Origin of the sequence: uncultured Mobiluncus sp., assembly GCF_963511525.1 — a bacterium.
In the GTDB taxonomy this organism is placed as follows: domain Bacteria; phylum Actinomycetota; class Actinomycetes; order Actinomycetales; family Actinomycetaceae; genus Mobiluncus.
Genome location: NZ_CAUPIY010000008.1, coordinates 89,702 through 110,106 on the forward strand (window position 1 = coordinate 89,702; position 20,405 = coordinate 110,106).

Genomic DNA, 20,405 nt, shown 5'->3' on the forward strand with positions numbered 1-20,405 from the left:
CGTAGGGGGCAAGCACGTTCACGGCGTTGTTCCACCGCGCCCGCGACGGGGGAAAGCGGTTCACAGTTCCGTGTCGGGGTGTGGTACAGCCACAATCCCGCGCCCTTCCGGGACCTCCACCCGGCTGAAGTTCAGGTAAGAACGCGAGGCGGTAGGGCCGCGCTGACCCTGGTAGCGGGAGCCTTTCGCGCCGGAGCCATAGGGAGCCTCGGACGGGGAGGACATCTGGAAGAAACACAGCTGACCGATTTTCATGCCCGGGTACAGGGCGATCGGCATGGTCGCCGTGTTGGACAGTTCCAGGGTGATATGCCCGGTAAAGCCCGGGTCGATGAATCCCGCCGTCGAGTGAGTCAACAGGCCCAAGCGTCCCAGCGAGGATTTCCCTTCCAAGCGCGCCGCGACGTCATCGGGCAGGGTCACGTGTTCAAAGGTGGAGCCCAACACGAACTCGCCCGGGTGCAAGATGAGCGGTTTGTCACCGGTATCCACCAGGCGCGTCAGCTCAGTTTGCTCCTTCGACGGATCGATTAAGCCATATTTGTGGTTATCGAACAGGCGAAAGTATCGGTCCAGGCGAATGTCCACCGAGGCGGGCTGCACCGCATCAGGATCCCAGGGATCCAGCACGACTTTGCCTTGGGCTACTAAAGCACGTATATCACGGTCAGAAATCAGCATGGCACCATGCTATCGCCTCTAAGAAGCGGGTTGGGCGTCAACGATTTCCACATAAAAAGCCAAGGGCGAGTTTGGCGGAATTGCCGGCGGACGGCCCTGCTGACCATAAGCCATCTCAGAAGGAATCCCGAGGATAACTTTCGCCCCGACCTTTTGCCCGGCTAACCCCTGAGTCCAGCCGGGAATGACCTGCTGCAAGCTGAACGATGCGGCTTCCCCGCGGGCAAAGGAAGAATCGAAGATGGCCCCTTGGCCCCACACTTGACCCACGTAGTTAGCGGTGACGGTGTCGGTCTCACTGACCACCGCGCCCGTCCCCTCTTGGACGACCCACGCAGTGTTCTGTTCTGGGGCAGGCATATCCTTGGGGAACCCTACCGCGGTCTCGGCTCCGGAACCGACCACCTGGGGGCGGTCGCCCTCGACGACGGCAGCAGGGGTGGACTTGGGTTCTTCAGGAGTGGGGGTGGCGGAGTTGGACGCGGCCGGGCTCTGGCTGGCGGCCTGGTCTTTGGCCTGGGTCGAGCAGGCACTCAAGCTCAAGGTCAGCGCCGCAGCGCCAGTGAGGAGCAACAGTTTAGGAACAATTTTCACAGTCATGGTTACACCCTAGCGGAAAAATCATTTGTCAACCCGCGTAAACCACATCGTGACGTTAGGTTCTAACACCGGCGAGGAGCCGCTGGTCGCACTGTTACCAACGGAGCAATTTACAGCATCTGGCGATTCCGGATGACCTGTGGAGGACAGAATCACTTGTGAACCGGGGGGCAGATTTACTGGAAGAATGGAAGTATTCACCCAGCAGTGCAATTGCCCGTTATGGAAAGCCAACACTCGTGTCGGGGCATTGTCCCATGTCAACGAACCACTGCCCAGTTGCCATTCTTTCCGTAACCGCAACGATTCCCGATACAGGCATAGAGTTGAGTCCGCATCCTTTTCTTGGTTTTCTACTGTCAAATCATCCCAATCCGAAGGCTGCGGCAACCAAGGCTTAGCATCAGAAAATCCGTAGTTTGGCCTTCCTGTAGACCAAGGAAGAGGTACACGACTGGAATCTCTGCCGCGAACTTGGTGATTGGTACGTTCCCAAGTCGGATCACGACGTGCCGCATCGTCCATCATCGTAAAGTCAGGAAGGCCCAATTCCTCGCCTTGAAAAATATAGGCTGAACCGGGCAAAGCAAGCATTAAAAGTAAGGCCGCACGAGCTCGAAGTAAACCAATTTCCCAATCAGGTTGGGGATCCCCTGCGCCGATCCCCCGTTCTAGCATGGCCCCTGCCGGATAGCCCAAACGTGTTCTGGCTCGAAGTTGGTCGTGATTGGCAAGCACCCAGGTTGAGGGGGCACCAACCGCGCCGTCTACTCGTAGTGATTCGGTGATTATCTGACGCAGTAGACGATAATCGAAGGGACAATGCAGAAAATCAAAATTAAAAACCTGATGCATTTCATCCGGTCTGGCATAGGCGCTTGCCCGCTCACGGGGACGGACCCATACTTCCCCAACCATCATGCGCGGTGGATTGTAACGGTTACACAGATGACGCCAGCTTCGGTAAATTTCGTGGACACGATCTTGGTCGTAGTACGGCTGGTTGCTGTAGGGACCATTCGCATCGGCATATTCCCAACGTTCTAAACCCAACTTATCATCAGGAAAAGCGGGATTCTTTATCAAACCGTGGGCCACGTCAACCCGAAATCCATCCACGCCTTTATCTAACCAGAATCCCAGAATATCTAGGAAAAATTCTTGAACATCAGGGTTTCCCCAATTCAAATCTGGCTGCTGACTGGAAAAAAGGTGCAAGTACCACCAGTCGCGATCTTCGGCCTTACCGGTCAGCTCCTGGACTCGCGACCAAGCGCTCCCCCCGAACATTGAGCCCCAGTTATTAGGGGGATTTTGAGAATAGCGAAACACGTATCGAGACCGTGCCCGGGAACCAGGAGAATCCCCCAGCGCTTCTTTGAACCAAGCGTGGGACCAGGACGTATGGTTTGGTACCAAGTCAATGATGACCTTCAAACCACGGCTGTGAGATTCCTCTAACAGTTGGTCAAAATCGGCCATTGTCCCGAATACTGGATCAATATCGCAGTATTCAGACACATCGTAGCCACCGTCGAATGCTGGGGAAGGATAGAACGGACTAATCCACAAGGCATCCACACCTAGAGACGATAAATAGTCCAGTTTGTCGATAATCCCCTGCAAATCTCCCATACCATCCCCGCTGTGATCAAAGAACGAGCGGGGGTAAATCTGGTAAATTACCGCATCTTTCCACCAATCTATATCCATGTCTCTCACTCTAACAACAGGTAGGGTAGAAATTGCTGAAAGGAGTTTACGATGCCCTCTATCATGCTGGCTCACGACCACGTCCCACGAACAGGTAAGCACCAACCAGTCAGCACCTACCGAATTCAACTAAGCCCTGAGTTTGGATTTAACCAAGCGAATGAATTACTGCCCTATCTCGATTTCTTGGGAATCACTGACGTTTATCTTTCACCTATTTTGCAGGCTGCTCCAGGGTCGAATCATGGCTACGACGTGGTTGACCACTCGAGGATTTCTACCGACCTTGGCGGAGAAGATGCCTTTGTGGCCCTATCTGAAAGTATTCATAGAGCAAACATGGGATTAGTTGTTGATGTGGTACCTAATCACATGGCATTTCCTACTCCGCTCTATCACAATCGGCAAATATGGTCGGTACTCCGTTACGGTCGTGAATCCCCCTACGTAAAATGGTTTGACATCGAAACTGAAGAACCCGTACTTTTGCCAATTCTTGGGGAACCCATCGGGAAGGTCCTTACAGAGGGACAACTCGAAGTCCAAGATTTGCAGGTTTCCGATACTCAGCTGGAGCCTCAACAGGTGCTGAGATACTTCAATCATATTTTTCCCTTAGCGGAAGGAACCGCAGACCTGCCTCTTGAAGTCCTTTTAGAAAAACAAAACTACCGCTTGGCTCACTGGGAAATTACCAATGAAGAACTGAACTATCGACGTTTTTTTGACATCGGAAGTTTAGTGGGATTGCGGGTTGAAGACCCGGAGGTATTCCAAGCCACGCACATGAAAATCCTCGAGATGGTAAACCGAGGTTTGATTGACGGTTTACGCATCGATCACAGTGATGGTCTAGCTGACCCGGCCGGATACTTCTCACGACTCCACGAAGCAACAGGTGGAATCTGGATTGTTACCGAGAAAATCCTGGCAGAAAATGAGGATTTACCCGCTGCTTGGAAGGTTGCGGGTACCACGGGCTACGACTGCTCCTACCGATTAGGGCAACTGTCAGTTAATCCTCAAGCCATAGTTCCACTGGGGATTTTGATGGAAGAAATAACCGGGGATGCCCTGACCGACTACTCCAAAAAGGTCAAACAGTCTAAGCACGAAGTTCTGAGCGGCCCCTTACGCACAGAACTGAACCGATTGGCGAAATTGGCTCACACAGTGTGCTCATCTGATATTCGCTTACGCGACACGACCATGAAGTCACTGACCGAATGTCTAACGGAACTGATTGTGGCTATGGATCGCTATCGGACATATTTCGTTCAAGGCCAGCCACTTGATTCTGCTTCCGAAGATGCCCTGAATCAAGCCGGCGCCATCGCCCGCGACAACCTCCCTGAAAAACAACACGATACCTTAGAGATTCTCCTGGCACTACTTGAGGGAAAATCCGTGGGGGCTGAGAGGTTGACAGAAATGAAGGAACTGGCACAGTTGCAAGTCTCGTTCCAACAAGTTTGTGGAGCCACCATGGCCAAGGGCGTGGAAGACACAACCTTCTATAGGTGGACTCATCTCAGTGAACTATGCGAAGTCGGGGGAAACCCAGGACGATTCGGAATGACTCCGGACGATTTCCACTCCTGGGCTCAGTTGATGCAGAGCAATTGGCCGGTTGGGATGACTTCGTTGTCAACCCACGATTCTAAACGCAGTGAAGATGTGCGGGCGCAAATGAGCGTAATCACCCAAGACTACAATGCTTGGATTGAACTGGTGAAGCAAGTACGCCGTCTCTCGCTCCATTACCGCCCAGCGACTTTGCGAGGCTCTATCGAAAACTTTATCTATCAGACTATTGCAGGAACTTGGAACACTAACCAACCGATTGCTCCTGACCGACTGCAAGAATATGTTTTGAAGTCCGCTAGGGAACAAAAACTATGGACCAGCTGGATTAACCCGGCGAAACAAGCCGAACATGAAACTACGGAATTCGCGGGGAATCTGTTAGCCGACCCTGATGTGTTGGAAATTTTCCAAAACTTCTATGACTCTCATTTCGCGGAAATTCGCACGGTTATTCTGGCAAGCAAAGCTGTGCAGCTGCTGGCTCCAGGGGTAGCAGATAATTATCAAGGTTGCGAATCTCTGCGTTACCTACTCGTTGATCCGGACAATCGCGGTTTGGTTGATTTTCAAGAACTCCAAGATGCCCTTAAATCTCTGGATACTGGAGAGACCCCTGCCAATTTATCGGCGGAAAAACTCTGGTTGACCTCAAGACTCCTTCGACTACGCCGAAACTTTCCATCTATTTTTGCCTCTCCAAAAGGTATTTATCAACCCCTAGCAACCACATCTTCTTCTTTGCTAGCTTTCGGAAGAGGCACGGATAGCGAGATGAAAGTGGTCTGCGTGGCGGATTTTGGAACAGTTCCTCAGAAACACGGATTTAGCTATCACGATACACAAGTCATTCTTCCTGCTGGCAGTTGGCATTCCGTTCTCACTGGAACCTACTACCCGCAGGGGGCACACTCGATATCCCAAATGCTGACAACTTGGCCGGTAGAAGTATTGTTGCGGGCGGAGTAAAACAATGGGCAAACCGTTTTTTAATAAAGTGCCGCAATCTCATCTAGCTGAATCATCGTTCTTCCGTCCACGAGTGTGGGCACCTCGGTCGAGTCACGTCGAATTGGTGGTTCGATCCGGCGCTCTCCTCGCGTCTGCGCGTTACAAAGACGTTACAACCGATGCGGCCTTCAGGGGGCAAAGCATCCGAGAAACTATGAAATCCAAATCAAATGGTTGGTGGGAAGCTCTCCACGATTTACCTGCCGGAAGTCTCTATGGATTTAGCCTAAACGGAGAGAAACCGCTCCCTGATCCGCGTTCACGCTTCCAACCGGAAGGAGTGCATTCCTGGTCTGAAGTGTGGCTTCCTTCCCATCTTGACCATGGGAAGTGGACTGGCCTGAACTGCTTAGGCAAGGTGTTCTATGAACTTCACGTGGGAACTTTCACCTCCGGAGGTACTTTTCGGGCCGCCCAAGAAAAACTCTCATACTTACGGGATATTGGCGTGGAAGTAGTGGAAATTATGCCGGTGGCGGCTTTCGAAGGTAGCCGAGGTTGGGGTTACGATCAGGTACTTCCCTTTGCTGTACAGGCGAGTTACGGAGGACCCAACGATTTAGCTCAGTTTGTGGCCGCCGCGCATCGAGAAGGACTCGCGGTATGCCTAGACATAGTTTTGAATCACTTGGGTAATTCTGGGTGCTATGCAGGCAAATTCGGACCTTATTTTTTATCTGAGCCAACTATCTGGGGAAACGCGTTTGACCTGAGCCAACCCGGGGAACCGGTGGAGTATCTGTCTGATGCCGCATTGTGGTGGTTGGAGGCTTTCGGAATCGATGCACTGCGTCTGGATGCAATTCATGCCATTTCTGCCGAAGGACGAAAACGACTTATGGACGCCATCACAGCTAAGGTGCAGACACTGAGTGAGCCAGAGACCTGGCCGCGTACATTAATTGCAGAGTCCGATTTAAACCAGGTGTCCTTGCTTGACACACTCGGTTTAGACGGACTGTGGAACGATGACTTTCATCATGCCCTACATGGTTTGTTCACCGGAGAAAGTCATGGTTACTACTCTGATTTTGCTAACCGCCACGCTGTGGTGAAAGTTATCAATAAGACATATTTCCACAACGGCACCTATTCGTCTTTCCGAAAGAAACATTGGGGACAAGCTGTGCCTCGAGAGGTGAAGCAGAATCACTTCGTGGTGTTTTCTTCCAACCACGATCAAGTTGGGAATCGTCCTTTTGGAGACCGCCCGGCATCCTATATTTCCCCTGCCGCCGCAGCAGCTCTGGCGGCGTTGACAGTGCTATCCCCGTTTACTCCTCTTCTGTTCATGGGCGAAGAGTACGGTGCCACCACACCATTCCAGTTTTTTTCTGATCCTTTAGATGAACAGAACGCACAAAAGTTACGTGCAGGACGGTTACAGGAATTCGCTGCCGCATGGGACATCGGCACAGAACGGAATGACGGTACACACTCTATTTTCAAAATACCAGCGCAATTGCCCGATCCTACTGCAGAATCCACTTTCCAGAATTCCAAGCTCAACTGGCAGGAATCAGAAACTGACCGAGGTCGATCCTTTCGTAACTGGTACCATGATTTGATTGCTCTGCGACACCGGGCACAGGCCGGCGAATTTTTATTCTACGATGTTCACCATCAGACGCTAGATTGCTCGCCCTATCATGGAGAAGCATTTTGGGAGAACGAGGTGTTGATTCTACGTAGCCTCGGGCTGAGGGTAGAAGTTAACTTCGGATCCCCATCAGCAGCAATTCCACAGAATATTCTCTTGAACTGGAACGATTACGCCGAAGGAACATCTAAATATTCCGCTGATGTCGAATCTTCCCCGGAGGCTTCGAAGGTATCTCAAATATTTGTTTCGCTTGACTCGACTCTCTAAAGCAGAGAACCTTTGAATGAAAAAGCTATTTCTCTGCCGGATTGGTGGCGCGGGCATGACCTGGGGTTTCGTCAAGTTCATTGACCAGTTCCGTCATCCGATTGAGGGTGTCCCGATATTCCTCACGAGCCACGCCGTGCAGGATTTCCAGCATACGGCGCAGCTGCTCGGGAACGATGACCGCTCCCGCTCCCCACACCGCAATCTCAGTGACCGCCAGTTCCACCAGTTCATCGGCGGTTTGTGGACGGTAAACCAGACGGATCGTACCCGCTTTGTCAGTCACGTAAGGTACCGGAGTCTGTCGGGTTACCGCCCTTATCAAGATGGTGTGCAGGGCGTTGATGGCTTCCACCGCGGTCAGGGGGTCGTTGATGCCCGGAGACAGGGCCCGGCTGGCAATGTCGACAAGCTGGCGGATACCAAAGCCGATGTCTTGGCGCAGGGAACGTTGGGGGGAGAGAATCAGGCCTTTTTGGATTTTCGTCAGTACCGCCTCATCAACGTCGGCATAAACCACGCCGACCTGGGTGCCCGCTCCGAGATAGGAGCCAACTTGCGTGGTGAGTTCAATAGTGGTGTCAAGCGTTTCAGCCAGTTTCACCAGGTAAGGGTAGTCGATGTCGCTGAGACGGTCATCAGCCTGGTCCAACACAATCGGGGTGACCGCACCGTCACGCGGGGGGTTCCATTCCCGAGCGCCCTGGCGAGGCTGGATCGTTGAGCCTCCCGGAATCATGCAGTCCATGGTGTCAATAGTGCGTCGCGACAGATCTCGGATTACGTTCGTGACCCGGATAGAGGTGGTGATGTGGTGAATGAAAGCGAGGAAAAATCCCACGCTGACAATAACCAACAGGAAAGCCAAGCTGGTGGCGATCTGGGGAACGAACCCGGCATCCGTATCAGTTTCACTGCGCACACAGCGCAACACCGTCAACGCATAAAGGAACGTTCCGGCAAAAACCCCGAGGGTGGTCTGTGTAATGCGTTCTTCTAGGAACGATTCCAGAATACGTGGGGTGAACTGATTGGACGCCAGTTGCAAAATCACCATAGTGACGGAAAACACCAGGCCAGTGACCGAAATCATGGCGCTACTGATAGTGGTGAGCACGCTACGAGCCCCATCGGGACCGCCTTCGAACAGGAACGGTAGGGACTGACCCACCGCCCTATCGATTTGGGGAATAACCAAACCAGCCACTATTGCCGCGGCGCTGAGAGCCAGGGGAATCGCCCAAAATCGCGTCCAAAATCGTTTCCACCAGTTCCAGCGAGGAACTTCAGGTAGCCAATGGCCATAGACTACGGGTTCATCTTTCGTCTCACTTTTGGGTACTTCGGTGTTACTCACGATTCCACCCTATCGCAGTATCCGAGTCGAAAGTGAGCTCATTCATACGCTAGAAACCCCGCAGGTACCCCTTAACTGTTCCTAAACCGCCCTAATGAAAAGGGCAAAGCCATTACAATGATTTGATCGCATATTGATATCCAACCAGGAGGTTCCATGTCTACCCCTCATATCGCTGCCGAGCCCGGGGATTTCGCTCCCGCCGTATTGATGCCAGGCGACCCGAAACGAGCCGAAAAAATCGCCCATACCCTGATGAGTGACGCCAAATTGGTCACCGATGTGCGTTCCATGCTGGGCTTCACCGGCACCTACCGGGGCAAGCCGCTGTCGGTGATGGGGTCGGGAATGGGTCAGCCCTCTCTGACTATCTATGCCACAGAACTGTTCAAGTTCTTTGATGTGAAGCGCATTATTCGGGTTGGTACCTGCGGTTCTATCTCTCCCTTGGCCGGGGTCGGGGACACGGTGGTGGCCATGAGCGCCCACACTGACTCTCACATCAACGTGGCACGTTTCCCCGAGATTGCCTTTGCTCCGTGTGCCTCGTGGTCCTTGCTATCGGCCGCCATGAAAGCGGTTGACGAACTGCCCGAGGCTGACCGCGACCGGGTTCATGTCGGGACCGTGTTCTCTGAGGATCATTTCTATTTCAAGGTTCCGGGTTTGCTGGAACGGTTGCGCGCCTACGGCACACTCGCCCTCGAGATGGAAACCGCCGCTCTCTATGGAGTTGCTGCCGAGTTCGGTCGTGAGGCTCTGACGGTGCTGACCGTCTCGGATAGTCTGCTAGACCATTCTCAGGACATGACCCCGGAGCAACGCGAAACGAAGTTCGCTAACGCCCTGACCCTAGCCACCGCGGCCGCCTTATGCTAACGACCTGCCGCACTGACGGCCTTCTGAACCTGCGGAACCCCCAAACTAAGGGAACTCCCTAGGCAATCCGGTCAATAATCAAAGGCCCCACCCCGGCAAAGGTGTCGGAAATCTCCCAGCCGCCCTGTAGCGCTGCCAGCGCCCGCTCAAAACGCTGCGGTTCATCAGCGTGCAGGGTAAACAGGGTTTGACCTGCCTGTACTCGGTCGCCCGGTTTGGCATGCAGGGTTATTCCCGCTCCCAAGGACACCGCCTCGCCCGGACGGGCTCGCCCGGCACCGGTACGCCACGATGCCACCCCGACCGCCAGCGCATCCAGGCGGCTCAGTACACCGCTGCGTTCCGCTTTCACTTCGCAGTGTTCCCGAGCCGAAGCCAGGGGCGCGTCGGGGTCTCCGCCCTGGGACCGAATCATTTCCCGCCAAGTGTCCATCGCGGCACCCGAAGCCAAAGCCGCTCCCGGATCTGCATCGGGCTGACCCGCGGCCGTCAACATTTCTCGCGCCAAAGCGACCGTGAGCTCCACCACGTCGGCGGGACCCCCGCCAGCCAGGACTTCCACCGCTTCGGCGACTTCCCCCGCATTGCCGACTTCCCGACCTAGTGGAGTCGACATATCGGTGAGCAGAGCCACCGTATGGGTGCCGGCATCTTTGCCCAAAGCCACCATGGTTTGCGCCAGCTCGCGGGCTTGAGACAGCTCTTTCATGAAAGCCCCGGAACCGACCTTGACATCCAACACCAGGGCGGCGGAGCCTTCCGCAATCTTCTTTGACATAATCGAGGAAGCAATCAGCGGGACACAATCAACTGTGCTGGTCACGTCCCGCAACGCATAGAGTTTCCGGTCGGCGGGAGCCAGCCCTGCCCCGGCCGCACACACGACCGCCCCGCAGCCGGTTCCCAGAATCTCGGTAATCCGCTCATTGCTCAGCTCGGCCTGCCAGCCGGGGATGGCCTCCAGCTTGTCCAAGGTGCCGCCCGTGTGTCCCAAGCCGCGCCCGGAAAGCTGCGGTACGGCCACGCCGAAACTTGCCACCAGCGGCGCTAGCGGCAAGGTGATCTTGTCCCCCACCCCGCCGGTGGAATGTTTATCCGCGGTGGGACGCGGCAGGGAGCCAAAATCCAGGCGTTGCCCGGAATCAATCATCGCTTGGGTCCAGTCGAAAATTTCGCGCTGGTTCATGCCCTTGAGGAACACCGCCATCGCCAGGGCCGCCATCTGTTCGCTGGTGACCCAGTCGCGGGTGTAGGCATCGATGACCCACTGAATCTGAGCGGTAGACAGTTCCTGACCATCGCGTTTGGTCCGAATCACATCGACAGTGTCAAAAGGTTCCACCATGATTTTCCTTTCCGGGCCTTTGGCTCAAAATTCCGGCCCAAAGATTCCAGCCACGTTTTCCTGAACACGCCCCCAACGACCGAGTATGAACAGCGTCAGCTGTCCAGACCAGCCAGATTCATCGGCTAGTAATTTACCCAGACTCAGGTGTTTTCGGAGGCGTTTCGGGGGAGGGATTCTGTTCCTCGACCGGTTTTAGCGAACACGTACCACGTGTTAATTTCTGCATTTCGGGGATATCCTTGGATTTCAGAACATAACATGGGAAAAGCTCGCTTGGAGGGGGGACTGGCAGATGTATATGGACTGGCTGGAAAATGACCCCGATCCCCGCGACCGGGAAGCTCTGCAACGCCTGCTCGACACGGATAGTCCCGCGGCAAAAGCTGAACTTGCCGCGGCGTTCGAGTCAGAAATCGCGTTCGGCACCGCCGGTCTGCGCGGGGAAATGGGGCCCGGACCAGCCCGGATGAACACGGCGGTGATTCGCCGCGCCACTTGGGGGCTGGCCGCGGCCCTGCGAGCAGCCGTCGGGGATGACTTCCTGGTGGTGATTGGTTTCGACGCTCGGCATCGTTCTGCCGACTTCGCCCGCACGACGGCGGGAGTGATTACGGCAGCCGGTGGAAAAGCCCTGCTGATGCCCCATATTTGCCCCACCCCCCTGCTGGCCTACGCGATGGGCCAGTATCACGCTGATGCCGGGGTGATGGTGACGGCCTCGCACAATCCCGCGAAAGACAACGGTTACAAGGTGTACCTGGGAGGGCGAGTCGTCACCGGTTCGGGTTGTCGGGCACAACTCGTGTCACCTTGGGACTCGAGGATTTTTGCCCAAATTCAGGCTGCTCCGCCGGCGCGGGAGGTGCCCTGCGCCGAGTCGGGTTGGGGTTTCATTGACGAGGATTTGTTTACCCGCTACATTCAGCGCACGGCGAGCCTGGTTAGCGCTGATTCCCCGCGGGATTTGCGGCTGGTGCTGACTTCGATGCACGGGGTCGGGGCTGAAGTTTGCGAAGCTGTGTTAGCTCAAGCCGGATTTAGCGAGGTGTTTCCCGTCGCCTCGCAGCGTGAACCCGACCCGGATTTCCCGACTATTCCGTTCCCCAACCCGGAAGAGGCCGGGGCGCTCGAGATGGCTATGGCGTTGGCTCGCGAAAAACACGCGGATTTGATTGTCGCCAATGATCCGGACGCGGATCGTTGCGCGGCGGCGATTCCTGACCCGGACTCACCAGGGGGTTGGCGCCAGTTGAGCGGGGACGAAACGGGGGTTTTGCTGGGGTATTACCTGTGTCAAGGCCGCCGGGGTTCGTCAGCCACGGTAGCTCGTTCTCTCGTCTCGGGAGAACTGTTGGACCGGGTGGCCGCGGCAGCCGGAGTCACTCCGATGGTGTCCCTGACAGGTTTTAAGTGGATTGCCCGCACTCCGGGACTGATTTTTGGCTACGAGGAAGCCATCGGCAATTGCTGCGATCCTGACAGCGTGCGCGACAAGGACGGTATCAGCGCCACGGTGAAACTGTGTGAAATCGCCGCCATGTTGAAAGCGCAGGGCCGAACTATTGACGATAAGCTCAACGAAATCTACCTAACTCACGGGCTTTATGTCACCACACCGCTAACCTTCCGGGTAGCGGATGTGAACTTGATTAGTGAGGGAATGCGTCGCCTGCGGACTCGCGGTTTGACGGATTTCGGTGGGGAACCCATCGTGTTTAGCCACGACTTGTCCACCAATTCGATGCCTGATGAGCTGCACACCTCCGTGCCGTCAGGGTGGGACCATCTGCGGGAGTTGCCGCCTACGGACGCGCTGTTCTTTGGCACGGCTTCCGGATCGCGCGTGGTCGCGCGCCCCTCCGGAACCGAACCAAAGTTAAAGTGCTACCTGCAAGTGGTGATACCAGCAGTCACCACCCAGACCCTTGTGACAGCAAAAGCCCAGGCCCACCAACGTTTGGAGGCCATCAAAACGGATTTGCGCGAAGTTTTAGGGTTTGACGCGCCCTGAGACACGTTTTCGCGGGTCCGACAAGGGTGGTTTCAAAAGGTTTTATGGTCGCGTTAGAGCGTTTCCAGGACTTTGCGGGTTCCCGACAGTCCCAAGCGTGAGGCTCCGGCCTCTACCATCGCGAGTGCTTCGGCTCCGGTGTGGATTCCACCCGACGCTTTCACTCCCATCGTGTCCCCCACAGTTTGGCGCATCAACGCAACCGCGTGGATGGAAGCCCCGCCAGCGGGGTGGAAGCCGGTGGAGGTTTTCACAAAGTCAGCTCCGGCAGCCTGGGCAGCCTGGCAGCACTTCACGATTTCCTCATCAGTCAGTGCCGCGGACTCGATAATGACTTTCAACAGTTTCGGGGCGGGCACTTCTTTCTTTACCGCCGCGATGTCAGAGCGCACCAGGTCCCACAGCCCGTCCTTCACCCACGACAGGTTGACAACCATGTCAACTTCATCTACACCTGCTGCCACGGCTTCACGAGCCTCGACTGCCTTCGTAGTTGTCGCATGAGCACCGGAGGGGAAACCGCAAACCACGCAGAGTTTGAGTGATTCCGGGACCTTGAGGGGCACCTGACTGGGGGAAACGCACACGGAATAAGTCCCTAACTCAACAGCCTGCGCCACCAGTGCTTCGACTTGGGAGCGGGTTGCCTCCGGCTTTAACAAAGTGTGATCAACCATGGCCGCTAGCTGCGCTTTTTCCATGAATCCTCCAAGTGTCTGAAACTGCTTTCCAGCGATTATACGCCAAGACCGCCCCGAACAGCCCGCTGAGACGTCGCAAAGGTTGAGCTTTTGGTAAAATCGGGGGCGGGAAGGGGCACCCATGAAACATCTTATTTTCGCGGTAATCTTGCTGTTAAGCGTGGGTCTGCTGGGGGCGTGTGCCGGCAGTGGGGATGTCACGACAGCCACGGGGGTTACGAAAGCCACAGATACGCCTACCAACACTGCGGACACCCCCGGCGCTTTGCCACCGATGGTCCAGGTCCGGGGCGACGTTTATAAAGACACCGGCTACGTCAACAGCGGGATGAAGTGCGGAACTGCTGACGGCACGATTCGTACCAGTGTCGACGTGACGAAAACCCCCAGCGCAGATGATGAATCAAACTTTGGGACGGGATTTGAATATCAAACTTGGGAACCCGGCTACCTGAACGTAAAGAGGGGCGAACGCTGGATTCTTTTCCAAGACATCGCCATGAACTCGACACTTATGCCCAAAGGTGTCGCCAACTTCCGCGCTGAAGTAAAGGAAAGCGACACGGATAGGCTCATGGTGCAGGTGGTGCAGGTGCCGCCGGAATATGCCTGGATCTTTACGAGGGGACAAAACCGGCCCGAGTTAGACGTGACCAGTCTCAAACCGATTGCTTTGCCGGTCGATAACTCGGATTATACGAAAGACGGAAAAACCGTAGATGCCACGGGCCTCACGGGGAAAACCGTCACGGTCTGGTTTGACGGCACCATCAGCGGCACTGAACCCGAAATGTCCTCCCCGGCCCGGCTCGGCCAGGTTTACAAAATCAAAGTCATAGAGGGTACCCGGAAGGGCGCGTAGTCGCTCTTTTCGATTCCAATCTTGGTGAGGCCCTTTGCGTTGAGCCTGCGCATCAGGCCGTCGTAAACAATCATCAGCACGCACCCTCTCTACCTTTACTTATTATCGCCATTTTCCCCAATAAGTAAAGGTAAATTTAGCGCAAGTAAAGCTAACCCACCGCGACCACACTTGTGCGATAGTCCTCGCAGAATCCCGAACCGCCCCCCCTTGAGCTATAGAAATCGAAATGGGAAAATGCCACTTGTGAAAAAATTAGCCAATCAGCATAGTAAAGTGTCGCGGTTCACGACGTTAGCAATCATTGTCATTCTCGGTATTGCCACGTCGGCTGTTCTATTTAAGGTTTTGGGAGAGCCGGTCATCCCTCGATGGTGGGCGGTCATGTCTTTCGTAGTACTGATAATGGCGAGCGTTCTGGCGGGGAAACAAACCGCGAACATAAACCGACCATGGGTTTACGTAGTTGACGTGCTGCTTGCTGTGCTTCTCGGAATCGCATTTTTGACATCTCAAGAAAACGAGCCTCTTTCCGGCTTTGCCGCATTTGCGTGGAATATTTTCAGCCTGCTCGTCATCGCTTCCTGTGGCGCACACTACCTCGACAAACGCCACCCGAAAGCTCCAAAAGAATCCGCGGCTTCCCCCGACCCCGAGGCGCCTAGCGAAAACTAGCACCCCCAGGGGACTGGCTAGTGGGGCGCACCGGGTGGCTCGCGCTTAGTTGCCCGATTCGTAACCGAGGTAGCCCACGATCCCGCCTTTGCCCGCATCTGAGGAATTAGAGATGGCGTAGAGTCGATGCTGATAGTCTGCAAAATTAGTAGTATTTTTGTACGTCTTGCTCCACAATTCGGTGAATTTTCCGTCCTTCCAGACGTGGGCCTTCAGTTTGGTTTCTGTATCAGTGTTGACTTCAGTTATGAAACCGTTTTCGGTGCGGTAAATCCATGGCGCATCGCTAGAATCATCCGCCATCACAGTTTTGCCAGTGTTGGTGTCAAGGACTGCGGTCCTATACTCCGAATCCTCAGCTTTGTTCTGGACTTCGCATTGCCCCCAAATGAACTGTTTATCCGTCCCGATTATCATACCGATCTTGGCATCCTGGTTGGTCCAGAGTTCCTTGCCGGTTGCGGGGTCGAGACGTATGTTCTTTGTCACCTTGAAGTCGTTTGGATCGTCGATAGCCAACAAAACTACCCCTGTCTCAATACTCGACGTGATGAATGCGTCATCATAGGTCTGGGAAATCGGCTTGCCCTTCGCGTCCAGAAGGACAACATGACCCTTTGAGTCTTCGTCTTCTCCTGCTTTTGTGTAGTACTCCACGGCAAAGTTGCCATTTCCCAGCGGGGTGAAGGAATAGGCATCTTCATCCAGGTCCTCAATCGTGTCGGCGAAAGCCCGGGCAGCAGGAGGTTGTGAACCATCCTGCAAGTTAAACAAATCGCCCCAAAAGTGGTTCCAGTGTCCTCCTCCCGGTCCATCCCTCAGCATTTTAATCCACCCGGAATCAAGCTCAGAGAAGAAGTAGTATCTGCAGTACTTCACCGGCTGGCTCCATAGTTTCTTTTCGGTACTGGCCACGCCGGCGTAATGAATAAGCTCATTATTCTCGCAGGTCACAAGGCTGTCATCCTTGAGTATGCCCGCGAAAGTTGAATCCTCCTCGGATTCGAGTTTCCCGCTGGTAGCAACTTTGCCATCTTTGGCGGGAATCACGACATAGCTTTCTGTCTCATCATTGGGAGAGCAGAGCAAGAGTGCATAGTTGGAGTTAGTGCTGAAAGATCCATACGTGTGGTAAAACCAGGTGTCGGACGGGGAGTCGCAATCCAGTTCCTCTATCGGGTCCGCACTGCGCCAAACCTCTTTCTGCGTGCTGAGGCTGAAAGCCCAAACCTCCTTGTAATCCGTGGCCACAAGCGTATCCCCGGCAAAAATGTAGTCCTTGCCTGGGGTATTGCCCATGCCTATGAGTTCCGGTTCTTTCTCGGACTGGGTCAGCCCCGTGACATCACTCTTATCGGCCTCGCTCGCTGCCTTGGAACCACCAGGAACGGAACGAGCCCCGGAGAATAACAGGATAAAGAGCGTAATTGCCAACACGAGAACCAGCGAGCTAGCAACAATACCGATCACCAGCCCTCGGCGTGTCTTTTTCACGAGAGTCGCCGTCAGCTGTCCATTCGCCGCCGCGTATCCCGGAGGTGCCTGATAGGCCGACCCATTTGGCGCTGCCGGTTGGTTCTGGGGTGCCGTCCCCTGGTTTGAGTAAGCGGAGGGCACCGACTCAGAAGCCTGTGGCGGGACTCCGTTGGGCGTCTGCGGCGGTACCCCGTTGGGGACGCCGTTGGGAGGGAAACCGGGGTATTGCTCAGAAGTCATTGCCGTGTCTTTCCTATTTCTATCTTTTCGCGTCTTTGACGATTCACCCTCGCAGGGATTTGAGAGCCCAAAAAGCCAGCGAGCCCTGCGTGTTCCTCAGAGAACCACACAGCTACAATAAAACATTTTATGCATCTAAACAGGCGATTTCGGGACTACCACCGCCCATATTTCAACACAAAAGCACCCCGAACATACCCAGCCAACAACCGCCCTTCACCACCGCATCCGCAACTTCGAACGCGACAGAACCGCCCTTGTGACAGGGACGCCAGCGCCTAGAAAAAACGGTAGCTGACGTGAAAGCAGTGAGCTAAAATTGGGGTTGGCCCTTCGCCCACCCTTTCTATCGAGGAGATATCTTCCGATGACCAAGTAATCTCTGCTCAGCCCCGCTGAGACGCTTCCCGTTAAATTCTTGCGTCCTGGAGATTACTATGCCTGTCATCAACCTCGTTAATATTTCTTTTTCCTATGCAACTGTCCCGGTGCTCAATGATGTCACTTTGCACGTCAGCGATGGTGAGCGCGCCTGCCTGGTCGGACCCAACGGGTGCGGCAAGACTACGCTGCTGCGTATCGCTTCGGGCGATCTGCTGGCACAGCGGGGCAAAGTCGAGGTAACCGAAAGGGAGCGCTTCCGGGTTCCCAACGTCGAACAGTTTGATGGTAGCGTCAGCGACTACCTTGACGTCGCGCTGCGTCCACTTCGAGCCGTAGCCGACCAGTTTGCGGAGGTAACTTCGCGAATCGGCGAGGGCGGCGCACTTGGCGAGTGGGAGCGAAAATATGACCAGCTGCTGGCTCAGATGACGGGTTTTGATATTTGGTCGCTCGACGCTCGGGTGGCCGAAGTGCTGGCCGGGCTGGACTTGATGTCTTTCACAAGGTCGGGGCGGAACCGGGAGCTGTCCCGATTGTCTCCCGGTCAACGCGGCAGGCTGCATTTAGCGGCGACCCTCATCTTGAAACCGGTAGTGTTGATTTTGGATGAACCTACCAACCATCTCGATGCTCAGGCGCTCAGTTTTCTGACGCAAACGGTCAATAGCTGGGGCGGTCCGGTCCTGATGGCCAGCCATGATCGGGCTTTCATCGAGGACACCGCCACAGTGATTTACGATATGGACGTGGAGGTGTTCAATGCTTTGGCGAAGGCCGAAGGGGCGGGCGAAACCGCAGGTCTTTACCGTTGCGCGGGGGCTTACTCCGACTATCTGGCTGAAAAAGCCCGTGCCCGCACCAAGTACGTGGAACTACACGCTGCCCAGCAAGATGAAGCGCGTAAGGTGCGGAGGCATCGGCAGGCGGCGGGAAAAATCTCTCGTGGAGGTGTGCGGCTCGCCAGCGCTCAAGGCAAAGCGAAGAAGTTTTTTGCCGACCGTGCCGCCGCGACCGCCACACGTCGGATACGAAACGACGACCAGCGCTTGGACACCTTAGCGGCGCGAGAAGTGCGCAAACCTCGTAACTATGAATTGTCCTTCGCGTTTGCACAGCCCGCCAAGCGCGCCGGGGTGGCGGTATCTGTAAGGCAGGCAAGCGTGGAACAGCGCCTCGCGCCACTCAGTTTCGATGTCGTTTATGGCGAGCACCTGCTGGTCACCGGCGCCAACGGGTCGGGGAAATCCACACTCTTGAACTGGATAAACTCTGGACAGCCCCCCCACGGCGCCTCGGCAAGCGGAACCATCACGCGCGACAAAGCAGTTAGCCTGGTGCCCCAACATTTACCGAGAATCCGCGATTTTGGATTCACCACCGACGTCTGGAGAGGGGGAATCGGCAAAGCTGGGAAAGGAATCTTGCACCCCGCAATGTGGGCAACCCCTATCCCCGAACTGTCTGCGGGTAACCAACGCCGCGCGCAAATCGCCCTAGCCCTAGCCTCAGCCCCTGCCATCCTCATCATCGATGAGCCGACCAATTTCCTCGACCTCGACAGTATGCAGGCCTTGGAAGATGCGCTGAGCGAGTGGAAAGGTACGCTGATTATCGCCAGTCATGACCGCTGGCTCATCGACCATTGGCGAGGCTCGACGATTCACATCCAGTAATGCTCTGATAAGGCTAAACGTTAGGCTTAAGTAACATTTTATGTGTCTTTATTTCGGGTTTTTGCCTAGTACTACCGCAAAAGGTCGGGGTTAGTATGCGTTCTGGCTTATTTATGGAGCGAGCGACAGAGGTCCTATCGGAAAGACTAGACAGTTCTGGTTGCCCAAAGAGGATTTTCTTGCCAATTATTTGGCATGCCAAGGTGACTTCTTGGTAGCGGCTTGACCTGCGGGTACTGTTCGAGGAGCTCAGGAAGAAGGGCGATGTTTCCAAGGTCAAGGTTGACGAGAAGATATTGGATTAAGGTTAGTTGACCAAAAATTCGGTTTACCACGTCTGCAATCATGTCTAGTTCGGGGTGCCGACCTTTTCTAGGTAGCCGTGGTTTGATGGCATAAACCCTGTTAAACATACGCGCGTGATGAGCTGAATAGTTGCGTAATATATTTAGTGCTTTCAGCCATGAACCGAACTGTGCAGCATTCAAATCTACACGAGCAGCCATCGTGTCTCGCACGCCGATGGGAGCTAATTGGTACAGGAAAGTCAGCGAGCCCCAATCCATAACTTCCACAGCAGCCCAGATTGGAAGCTTGCCACCATACTTCTTCTTGTGGTGGGCCACGAAATCTTCACGCGATGCGCGTAGCTCTTTTTTATAACGTTCCAGCCACTTTTGGTGTCCAGAAGACGACCCCTCACTGTCAGATGCTCGCGCCACGAGACCGAGACTATCTGGGTGTAGATGCGCGAAGGGGTCGATGCGACCAAGTTCATGCCCAAGCATAGAACGCACTGAAAGCTCTATCGGAGCGAGACAGGTAAAGACAGCCTCACGAAGCTTGCAGTCAAATATGTAAACAGCAACCACATCAGCCAATGTCGTGCCAGCAATAAAACTATCGGCGCGTTCTCCCGTTTCAAGTAGTTTGCGCCATGAATACCAATATCCCGAGAGACGATAGTAATTCACCTGTTCAAGTAACCTGAACGCTTTAGAATCAGATTTGATGAGCATTCCACGCTCACGCAGCAAAGCTATTTGCTCGCTATGGGTTTTGAACTGCTTGACCTGAGGAGTAGAGCGAGACTGTGGCATCACGAACTCCTACTCGGCGCAGAAACGATGAGGACCGGCCCTGGACCCTCACGGGCGGAACCGGTCTTGATAACGTCATTTTAAGCGATAGTAACGGAAAAAACAATACCGCGGCGTACCTTATGTATTTTGAGCGCGAGGGCGGTGTGGTGCCTCATATAGTTTGAGCGCGAAATGAAGCGTATTGGGTTTTGTTCCTACCTGTTTTTGAGAGGATTGGGGATATGTCTAAGAGGTATT

At 54.7% G+C, this 20,405-nt stretch carries 15 protein-coding genes; 7 read left to right on the top strand and 8 right to left on the bottom strand.

What is annotated here, in order from left to right; all coding sequences use genetic code 11:
* Positions 1 to 60: 60 nt before the first annotated feature.
* From dcd to RQ935_RS07145, 3 genes are read right to left on the bottom strand one after another with little or no spacing between them, the layout of a single operon-like run.
* Positions 61 to 681: a dCTP deaminase gene (gene dcd, locus RQ935_RS07135; protein WP_296180903.1), complete on the bottom strand. Its 621-nt coding sequence runs from the start codon at positions 679 to 681 to the stop codon at positions 61 to 63.
* 18 nt (positions 682 to 699) lie between these two features.
* Positions 700 to 1,281, bottom strand: coding sequence for an FKBP-type peptidyl-prolyl cis-trans isomerase (locus RQ935_RS07140; protein ID WP_311497770.1), 582 nt, complete (start codon positions 1,279 to 1,281; stop codon positions 700 to 702).
* 21 nt (positions 1,282 to 1,302) lie between these two features.
* Positions 1,303 to 2,994: a glycoside hydrolase family 13 protein gene (locus RQ935_RS07145; protein ID WP_311497771.1), complete on the bottom strand. Its 1,692-nt coding sequence runs from the start codon at positions 2,992 to 2,994 to the stop codon at positions 1,303 to 1,305.
* A 51-nt stretch (positions 2,995 to 3,045) separates the two neighbouring features.
* Between RQ935_RS07145 and treY the strand changes: the two genes are divergently transcribed.
* Together treY and treZ are read left to right on the top strand one after the other, a co-directional pair.
* On the top strand, positions 3,046 to 5,547 hold the full coding sequence (gene treY / locus RQ935_RS07150) for a malto-oligosyltrehalose synthase (protein WP_311497772.1): 2,502 nt from the start codon (positions 3,046 to 3,048) through the stop codon (positions 5,545 to 5,547).
* Between the two features lie 4 nt (positions 5,548 to 5,551).
* Positions 5,552 to 7,459 carry a malto-oligosyltrehalose trehalohydrolase gene (treZ, locus tag RQ935_RS07155; RefSeq protein WP_311497773.1) on the top strand — a complete coding sequence of 636 codons (1,908 nt, stop codon included), beginning with the start codon at positions 5,552 to 5,554 and terminating at the stop codon, positions 7,457 to 7,459.
* Between the two features lie 25 nt (positions 7,460 to 7,484).
* Here treZ and RQ935_RS07160 read toward each other — a convergent pair whose 3' ends face one another.
* Positions 7,485 to 8,816: a DUF2254 domain-containing protein gene (locus tag RQ935_RS07160; protein ID WP_311497774.1), complete on the bottom strand. Its 1,332-nt coding sequence runs from the start codon at positions 8,814 to 8,816 to the stop codon at positions 7,485 to 7,487.
* A gap of 156 nt (positions 8,817 to 8,972) precedes the next feature.
* Between RQ935_RS07160 and deoD the strand changes: the two genes are divergently transcribed.
* Positions 8,973 to 9,695: a purine-nucleoside phosphorylase gene (gene deoD, locus RQ935_RS07165; RefSeq protein WP_311497775.1), complete on the top strand. Its 723-nt coding sequence runs from the start codon at positions 8,973 to 8,975 to the stop codon at positions 9,693 to 9,695.
* Positions 9,696 to 9,753: 58 nt separating this feature from the next.
* On the opposite strand, the gene RQ935_RS07170 is transcribed toward deoD, so the two are convergent.
* Positions 9,754 to 11,040 (bottom strand): thymidine phosphorylase, encoded by a 1,287-nt coding sequence (locus RQ935_RS07170; RefSeq protein ID WP_311497776.1) that lies wholly within the window; start codon positions 11,038 to 11,040, stop codon positions 9,754 to 9,756.
* Between the two features lie 295 nt (positions 11,041 to 11,335).
* Here RQ935_RS07170 and RQ935_RS07175 point away from each other — a divergent pair, with 295 nt between their 5' ends.
* On the top strand, positions 11,336 to 13,054 hold the full coding sequence (locus RQ935_RS07175) for a phospho-sugar mutase (protein ID WP_311497777.1): 1,719 nt from the start codon (positions 11,336 to 11,338) through the stop codon (positions 13,052 to 13,054).
* 53 nt (positions 13,055 to 13,107) lie between these two features.
* Here RQ935_RS07175 and deoC read toward each other — a convergent pair whose 3' ends face one another.
* On the bottom strand, positions 13,108 to 13,755 hold the full coding sequence (gene deoC / locus RQ935_RS07180; protein WP_311497778.1) for a deoxyribose-phosphate aldolase: 648 nt from the start codon (positions 13,753 to 13,755) through the stop codon (positions 13,108 to 13,110).
* A gap of 121 nt (positions 13,756 to 13,876) precedes the next feature.
* On the opposite strand from deoC, the gene RQ935_RS07185 reads away from it, so the two are divergent.
* Positions 13,877 to 14,617, top strand: a complete 741-nt coding sequence (locus RQ935_RS07185) for a hypothetical protein (RefSeq protein WP_311497779.1) — start codon at positions 13,877 to 13,879, stop codon at positions 14,615 to 14,617.
* 237 nt (positions 14,618 to 14,854) lie between these two features.
* Positions 14,855 to 15,292: a hypothetical protein gene (locus RQ935_RS07190; protein WP_311497780.1), complete on the top strand. Its 438-nt coding sequence runs from the start codon at positions 14,855 to 14,857 to the stop codon at positions 15,290 to 15,292.
* 45 nt (positions 15,293 to 15,337) lie between these two features.
* Here RQ935_RS07190 and RQ935_RS07195 read toward each other — a convergent pair whose 3' ends face one another.
* A complete protein-coding gene (locus RQ935_RS07195) occupies positions 15,338 to 17,008 on the bottom strand; it encodes a proline-rich domain-containing protein (protein ID WP_311497781.1) in 1,671 nt (556 codons plus the stop codon).
* 437 nt (positions 17,009 to 17,445) lie between these two features.
* Between RQ935_RS07195 and RQ935_RS07200 the strand changes: the two genes are divergently transcribed.
* Positions 17,446 to 19,065 carry an ATP-binding cassette domain-containing protein gene (locus RQ935_RS07200; RefSeq protein ID WP_311497782.1) on the top strand — a complete coding sequence of 540 codons (1,620 nt, stop codon included), beginning with the start codon at positions 17,446 to 17,448 and terminating at the stop codon, positions 19,063 to 19,065.
* Between the two features lie 146 nt (positions 19,066 to 19,211).
* On the opposite strand, the gene RQ935_RS07205 is transcribed toward RQ935_RS07200, so the two are convergent.
* Positions 19,212 to 20,165, bottom strand: coding sequence for an Abi family protein (locus RQ935_RS07205; RefSeq protein WP_311497783.1), 954 nt, complete (start codon positions 20,163 to 20,165; stop codon positions 19,212 to 19,214).
* Between the last annotated feature and the right edge of the window lie 240 nt (positions 20,166 to 20,405).